General features: G+C 34.8%; 7 protein-coding genes. 1 reads left to right on the top strand and 6 read right to left on the bottom strand.

The genetic code is table 11. The features are described from left to right. Positions 1–1,292 (top strand): MFS transporter (locus tag WFK35_RS20020; RefSeq protein ID WP_336734198.1); only part of this gene is annotated, 1,292 nt, incomplete at its 5' end. Positions 1,293–1,564: 272 nt separating this feature from the next. Here the strand turns inward: WFK35_RS20020 and WFK35_RS20025 are convergent. From WFK35_RS20025 to WFK35_RS20050, 6 genes are all read right to left on the bottom strand, one after another. Next, a complete protein-coding gene (locus tag WFK35_RS20025) occupies positions 1,565–2,242 on the bottom strand; it encodes a DUF2490 domain-containing protein (RefSeq protein WP_336734200.1) in 678 nt (225 codons plus the stop codon). Between the two features lie 230 nt (positions 2,243–2,472). Then, a complete protein-coding gene (locus WFK35_RS20030) occupies positions 2,473–2,922 on the bottom strand; it encodes a VOC family protein (RefSeq protein ID WP_336734202.1) in 450 nt (149 codons plus the stop codon). Between the two features lie 358 nt (positions 2,923–3,280). Then, entirely contained in the window at positions 3,281–3,652 is a 372-nt protein-coding gene (locus WFK35_RS20035; RefSeq protein ID WP_214590208.1) for a VOC family protein, read from the bottom strand. After that, on the bottom strand, positions 3,649–4,053 hold the full coding sequence (locus WFK35_RS20040; RefSeq protein WP_336734204.1) for a hypothetical protein: 405 nt from the start codon (positions 4,051–4,053) through the stop codon (positions 3,649–3,651). Before WFK35_RS20040 ends, WFK35_RS20035 begins: the two co-directional genes overlap by 4 nt. Before the next feature lie 5 nt (positions 4,054–4,058). Beyond that, entirely contained in the window at positions 4,059–4,529 is a 471-nt protein-coding gene (locus WFK35_RS20045; protein ID WP_336734206.1) for a hypothetical protein, read from the bottom strand. Between the two features lie 15 nt (positions 4,530–4,544). Next, positions 4,545–5,000, bottom strand: coding sequence for a DUF1569 domain-containing protein (locus WFK35_RS20050; RefSeq protein ID WP_336734208.1), 456 nt, complete (start codon positions 4,998–5,000; stop codon positions 4,545–4,547). Between the last annotated feature and the right edge of the window lie 564 nt (positions 5,001–5,564).

The following is a 5,564-nucleotide window of genomic DNA, read 5'->3' on the forward strand; positions in this document are numbered from 1 at the left end:
CCATATATTCTTTTTTAGGAGCGCATGCAGAACAGCTTCCTATCCTTAATCTTGCCGGTCCTATTACGGGGCTGCTTATCCAGCCTTTGATCGGAGCCATCAGTGATAAGACCTGGAGTCCGAGATGGGGGCGAAGAAAACCATTCTTTTTGCTGGGTGCAATATTCTGCAGTATTGCCTTGTTTTTATTCCCTTTCAGCTCATCGATTTGGATGGCGGCAGGACTTTTATGGATTCTGGATGCGGCAAATAATACGGCAATGGAACCTTACCGCGCCTTTATCGGAGACAAACTTCCCGAAGATCAGCAGACTTTTGGTTTCCAGATGCAGAGTCTTTTCGTTGGTGCGGGGATTACGCTTGCGAATCTTTCCTTATTTGTTTTTCAGAAATATTTAGGCGGAAATTCTGCAAACGGAGGAATTCCGGTGTGGGTTTATTATTCCTTCTTTCTGGGTTCTTTCTGTTCTATCGCTTCTGTGGCATGGTCCGTTTATAAGACACCTGAAATTCCTCCAACAGATGAGGAAATTGAAGAATTAAGAATAGCAAAGGAGAAAAGTACATTTTTCACACCTTTTACAGAGATCATTGTAGCAATAAGAGAAATGCCGAAAGTACTTTGGCAGCTGGCATTGGTTTATCTCTTCCAGTGGTATGCGCTTTTTGTCTATTGGCAATTTATTACACCCATGCTGAAATCTTCGCTGTACGGAATTTCTGAAGCTGATGAAACCAAAGCAAATGCAATAGTGGAAAGTGCCAAAAAAGGAGTCTCTGTTGTATCTTCCGACCTAAGCTGGGCACAAGGAATACTGCATCAGGTTGAGGTTGCTGTAGGACAAACGGGATTAATGAATGGTTCTTACAATATTGTTACCATGCTTTCCGCTTTGCTTCTGGTTCCTTTTGCTAAAAAATTTGGTTCTAAAAACACATATATATTTTGTTTGTTCCTTACAGGTTTAGGTATTATGACCTTACCTTTTATTAAAAATGAATATTTCATTTTGCTTCCTATGGTAGCATTGGGAATTGGATGGGCTTCAATGATGGGGTTACCGTATTCCATGGTTTCTCCATCTATTCCTCACAGCAAAAGAGGAGTTTATATGGGGGTTATCAATATGATGATTGTTATTCCGATGCTTATCCAGACTTTATCCTTTGGTTTTGTATTTAACAACTTTTTAGGAAACAATCCCTGTTCTGCAATTATTTTAGCCGGAGTATTGTTTGTTGTAGCGGGAAGTTGTGTATTCTTAATAAAACAGGATGTGACAAAAAATTAAAATTAATGTAAAATAGATCTTCATATAATTTGGTTAGGAAGCGCGCTGCAAAATTTTTGCAGCCGCTTTTTATTTGAATATAATACCTCTTATAATATTGAGAAATTTTTATGAAAGAAATAGGAGAGAGCCTAAGAATTAAGAAAAAGAAATAGGATATAATAAAATCGGTGTCAAACAACTCTTGTTTATAGGATTAAACTATTCAGGAAAGGCTCGGATAGTTTAGTTTAAATTTTTAAATAAGCCGTATTTAATCTCATAATTCATTTTTAGTTCTTAGTAAACGGAATATTATTATAAAATCCGATCTGGATCTGTCCTCGGTTTCTGTTTTCCTGAATCTGATTCATGTATCCCGCTTCAATTCGCATATTTTTATTAATGACATATCCCAAAGCTCCGTAAACTCTGTTTCTGTCGAAAACCGGACTGTCGAAATGAAGAAAAATTTCGTTATAAGCCGATGCGTAGAATGTTTTGGGCAGCATTTCCTTATTATTGATCGGAATATTAAATCCTAAAAAATAACGGAACCTCATCCTGAAATCCTCTTCCAGAAATCGTTCTTCCAGACGGTAACGATGCTGAATATTAAAACGTCCGAATTTCTGCTTTGTAATATATTGCTGAAAAATCCGGTGCTCTATATTTTCTGTTTTCTCTCCTTTCACGTAAGGCTGACTTAGAATAAAACCATAACCCAACAAAACATTGTTATTGTTTTCTGAGAGATCATAGCCGATTCCGATGCGGATTAACAGTTGCTCCAAGTCTCCTATTCCGTCGAAATTCCTGTACTGGATTTCGTTGTGAAAGTTCAGTTTTTTGCTGATTTTGTTATTCCCGAAATACATATACCAGGCTCCCAAATCACTTTTCTGAGCCTGTGAAAAAATTGCTCCCAATGTAAAAATTCCCAAAACAGCCTTTTTTAAAATATTCCTCATGTAGTTTTATTACTATTATCTATCGTTTTTAACAAATTTAATATTTTAAATCAATAATAGCAAACTGCATATTGTAAGCCGCTTATATTTTATTTGAGCATAAAAAACTTTTATTTAAGATGGAATAAGCATCAATAGTTTATAATGAGTCTGTAAAAGTTGTACTGCTTACGAACAGGATATAAAAAAACTGACAGAATTTGTCAGTTTTTAAAGTGTCTAAAATACTTTTAAGGATGCTGCTGCATTTTTGCAGGATCGTCATAATTTACCATCCAGTTGATCCCGAATTGATCGGCAAACATTCCGAAATAAGCTCCCCAAAATGTATCAGACATCGGCATCGTTACATTTCCGCCTGCAGAAAGTCCCGCGAATAATTTGTCCGCTTCTTCTCTGGATTCTGCATTAATGGAAATTGAAAAGTTGTTTCCCATCACCAGATGAGCGGCCTGATCGCAGCCTGCATCACTTCCCATTAAAATCGTTTCTTTAGAAATCGGAAGCGAAACGTGCATAATCTTGTCTCTGTCTTCTTCTTTTGTTTCCTGACCTTCCATTGGAGGCATTTCTCCGAATGTTCCGATATAAGGATATTCTCCGCCGAAAACAGATTTGTAAAAATCGAATGCTTGTCTGCAATTTCCGTTAAATGTTAGATAAACGTTTACTGTTGCCATAGATGTGTCTTTTTTATAGTTTAGTTTTAATTTTTAACTTGTCTAAGCTTTTTTACCACTAAAGATGTTGACACTTTAGTTTTTTAAGTTTAATGGAAAAAAGAGCACGTAAGTTAAAAAATCAAAGATTTTTTCTCTTTGCAGACTTTTGAAATACTTTAAATTCGATAAAGTCTTTTGTCTCTTTTGCGGTTAAATTTAAAATGAGTTTAAACAAACTTATTAAATAATAATTCCGTTTGAACTTTTTATCACGTAAGAGTTTAAAATGATTTTTAAACCTGATAAAAAGAACATTTTAGTTATTAAGAAACCTTTGATTCTGCTCTTTTGTGATAGTATTAAAAAGAATAAAACCTTATCTGTGCTGATCGATCAGGATCATATTTCCGTCGGGATCTTTCAGGTAAATATGTTCAGGACCGGAAGTGTTTTCATCGGCTTCCTTCTGTAATTCCAAACCCTGTTCTTTTAATTTTTTCTGTATTTCCCGAACATCATCGAAAGATTCAAGATTCTGTGCATTCTGATCCCAACCCGGATTGAAAGTAAGCATATTCCCATCGAACATTGCCTGAAAAAGACCAATGATATGATCTCCGTTTTTCATGATAAGATAGTTGTGATCGAGATTTCCAGCCATCTGGCTGAATCCTAATTTTTCGTAAAAATCCTTAGACTTCTGAAGATCTTTTACACTGAGACTGATTGAAAAAGCGCCTAAATTCATGCTTGTTTATTGTTTAATGCCAATTTATATCCTGCCAAAACCAATCCCCATACTGCAATTCCCAAAACCCAGAACCAGAAAGGAGTCGGAAGCATTACCATATTGTAAATGGTAAAAAAAGTAAAAATAACTCCACAGATGATTGCTGATGTCGGTTTTCCGTTGTTGGCAACTTTGGTGGAAATAAATCCCGCGAGCAAAGCTCCCAAAGCGTAACCGAGAATCACGATAAATTTCCCCATAAAAGGCAAATTTTCCACATACGCTCTGAATCCTTCAATATCATCCGGTCTTAAACCTGAAGGAAAAGGATACAGCGCATGACCGAGTCTTTCCATCAGCCAGACTCCGATTGATCCGGCGATCATTCCTGCGATTACCGCTAAAATTCTTCTTAACATAGTGATTACTGATTGTTCATTCTTGTTTTGAGATCAAGCGTTCCGTCATAGCTTTTCCAGTCGCCGACAAGTTCAATATACTGGGATTCCACTTTTTCAGTGTCTTTATTCCATTTAAAAGTATAAATGAATTTTCCTTTTAAAATGCCGGAATGCTTTCCTTTATTTTCTTCTGCCAGTTCATATTCTCCGAAAACGGTTCCTCTTTTTTTAGCATCCTTATATTTGGTAATAATGAATTTGCCTTCGAATTTAGCATAAGTTTTATCAACTAGAGTATATCCCGAAACAAAATATTCCTGATCGTTTTTCTTGTTCTGTTCAGAAATGTTGATTTTCAGTTTGATTTCCTGATTTTTATTTCCGATGGTTCCTGTGTACGCTTTGCTGTTATTGAGCCAGACACTGGAAATATCGGGCATCTGTGCAAAGATAAAATTGGAAAGAAGTACAAAAAGTAATAAAAGTTTTTTCATATTGTTTTTAGTTTTTTACACCCCGAATTGTGCAAGATGATGATTCAGATGTTTTGCAAACATATTGTTCCATTCCTGTGCTTTCAGTTTCCCGAAAGAAAAAGATTCTTTCCCGTCAAAAGCAGAAGCTCCCAACTGCTGTGTTTTCTGGATAAAACCGATGAGTCTTTTTTTCTCTTCTTCAAAGTTTTTATGATCCGAAATAATAAACTGAGGCCCAGTGGGTCCGTTCTGCGGATATGCTTTTTCACCGACAACTTTAGATTTTACAAAAGATTTAAGGATGAATTTTGCAATAGCTCCCGGCTTTTTATGCTTTTCCGGTTCGTAAACCATTTCGTAAGACACATTACAATGCGCCAACATCTGATCTACAGACATTTTTCCCCACAAACCTTTGGTTTCCGGCTTAAGATTATTAATCCTATCAATGTAATTTTGAGCATCTTTTGCATCAAAAACGTTTTCCATAGTTTAATTTAATTGTTAAAAAACAAATATATCAGTTTTTTTTCATCCTTTTTTATCATTTAATAAAAAGAATGCAATCCATTATAAATCATATTATTAATTGAATAAAATTTAATCTTAGGATAAGGAGTTGTGATCAGAGTTTTCTTTCTAATTTAAAAATTAAGAGTGATATTCAGAATTGGTGATAATAAATGTTTAGAGAAACCGTTAACCAGAGTAAAACTATAATTTTGAAAAATTCTGTTGCTTTTTTATTGCTTTTCATTTGTTCTTTTTACAATGCACAGGAAATGGAATTATGCAAATGTGATCTTTTAAAAAAATCCGAAGACAGCATCAGCGCCTTTAATGCAAAACATGAGTTTAAAGCGATTTCCAAAAAAGAAGCATTGAAGCCCAAGTATGATTACATTTCAGTTCAATATTTAAAAAAATAGGCAGTGACTTACAAAATTACACTAAATGTTAAAATTGGTATTTAATTTTGTTAAATATTGCGTTTTATCACTTGAAATATTGCATATATCATAATTTTTTCGTAAATTTATATTTCTTATTACA

This window comes from Chryseobacterium sp. VD8, assembly GCF_037149975.1.
In the GTDB taxonomy this organism is placed as follows: Bacteria; Bacteroidota; Bacteroidia; order Flavobacteriales; family Weeksellaceae; genus Chryseobacterium; species Chryseobacterium indicum.

Excerpts from the sequence above, each read along its gene's own strand:
- WFK35_RS20045 (WP_336734206.1), bottom strand. The coding sequence starts at position 4,529 with ATGAAAAAACTTTTATTACTTTTTGTACTTCTTTCCAATTTTATCTTT.
- WFK35_RS20025 (WP_336734200.1), bottom strand. The coding sequence starts at position 2,242 with ATGAGGAATATTTTAAAAAAGGCTGTTTTGGGAATTTTTACATTGGGA.
- WFK35_RS20030 (WP_336734202.1), bottom strand. The coding sequence starts at position 2,922 with ATGGCAACAGTAAACGTTTATCTAACATTTAACGGAAATTGCAGACAA.
- WFK35_RS20050 (WP_336734208.1), bottom strand. The coding sequence starts at position 5,000 with ATGGAAAACGTTTTTGATGCAAAAGATGCTCAAAATTACATTGATAGG.
- WFK35_RS20035 (WP_214590208.1), bottom strand. The coding sequence starts at position 3,652 with ATGAATTTAGGCGCTTTTTCAATCAGTCTCAGTGTAAAAGATCTTCAG.
- WFK35_RS20040 (WP_336734204.1), bottom strand. The coding sequence starts at position 4,053 with ATGTTAAGAAGAATTTTAGCGGTAATCGCAGGAATGATCGCCGGATCA.